Annotated in this window: 2 protein-coding genes; both read right to left on the reverse strand. The window is 70.0% G+C overall.

The annotated features are described in order from the left end of the window. Positions 1 to 33: 33 nt before the first annotated feature. On the reverse strand, positions 34 to 927 hold the full coding sequence (locus JHAT_RS33410; RefSeq protein ID WP_077802013.1) for an IS3 family transposase: 894 nt from the start codon (positions 925 to 927) through the stop codon (positions 34 to 36). Next, positions 924 to 1,229, reverse strand: coding sequence for a transposase (locus tag JHAT_RS33415; RefSeq protein WP_077802014.1), 306 nt, complete (start codon positions 1,227 to 1,229; stop codon positions 924 to 926). The genes JHAT_RS33410 and JHAT_RS33415 overlap by 4 nt, the downstream gene beginning before the upstream one ends. Between the last annotated feature and the right edge of the window lie 67 nt (positions 1,230 to 1,296).

Consider the following 1,296-nt stretch of genomic DNA (forward strand, 5'->3'; position numbering starts at 1 on the left):
TGAACTTTCCCCGTGATGCTGGACACTCCATGCTTACGCCGCGAGGGCGTGTCCTTGCTCGTGTCGCTGCCTGATCTCCAGCGGCGTCAGGTAGCCCCAGTGCGGGTGCTTCCGCAGCCGCCTGCGGTTATAGAAGGTCTCGATGAAGGCGAAGATTTCGGCGCGGGCGGTGGCCCGGTCGGGCCAGTGGCGGGTGCCGATCTCTTCCTTCAGCACTGCGAAGAAGGACTCGGCGGCGGCGTTGTCGAAGCAGGACCCCGTGCGTCCCATGCTCTGCCGCAGCCCCAACCGGCGCAGTTCGCGGCGGAGTTCCTCGGATGTGTACTCGCTGCCGCGATCGGAGTGTGCGATGCAGCCGGGCTGGAGCCTGCCGCGGCCGGCGGCCATCGCCAGCGCGTCGACGACCAGGCTCGCCCGGTGGTGGTCGGCCATCGAGTAGCCGACGATCTCGCGGGTGGCCAGGTCCAGCCAGGTGGCGAGGTAGAGCCAGCCCTCGTCGGTGGCGATGAAGGTGATGTCGCCGGCCAGCCGCGTGCCGGGCTCGGGTGCGGTGAAGTCGCGGCCGAGCAGGTCGACCGCGGGCACGGCCCGCTTCGCCGGACGGGTCAGGCCGCGGCGCCTGCGCCGGGTGACCCCGGTGATGCTGCGTTCGCGCATGACCCGCTCGACCCGCTTGCGGTTGACCCGGCGGCCGAGCCGCCGCAGCTCGGCGTGGATCCGGGGCACCCCGTAGGTGTGCCGGGAGGCGACGTGCAGCACGGTGATCTCGTGCGCCAGGGCGTCGTCGGCGGCCTGCCTCGCCCGGCGGGCCTGCTCGCCGGACTGCCAGGCGTAGAACGAGGAGCGGGCCACTTTCAGCAGCCGGCACAGCAGAGCGACAGTGTGGGTGGTCTTCTCCGCCTCGATGAACGCGTACACCGCGCTCATCGATCGCTCTCCTTCGCGAAGAAGACCGCCGCTTTTCGCAGCACCTCGATCGTCTCGGCCTGCTCACGGTTCTGTCGACGCAGCCGGCGCAGTTCCTCCAGCTCGGCCGTCGTCAGCTCGCCCGGCACCCCCTGACCGCGGTCGGCCCGGTCCTGCCGGACCCAGTTCCGCAGTCCTTCGGCGCTGACCCCGAGCTCCCGGGCCACCTCGGTGACGGTCCTGCCGGAGGAGCGGACCAGCGCGACCGCGTCCCGCTTGAACTCCTCCGTGTACCGCCTGCTGCGGTTGCTCTTGCTTCCCACCTGGCACTACTTCCTCTGGAACCTCACGTCCCAGTTTCCAGGTGTCCAGCATCGAGGGGAAGCTTCA

Origin of the sequence: Streptomyces sp. JHA26 (assembly GCF_002005565.1) — a bacterium.
Taxonomy (GTDB): domain Bacteria; phylum Actinomycetota; class Actinomycetes; order Streptomycetales; family Streptomycetaceae; genus Streptomyces.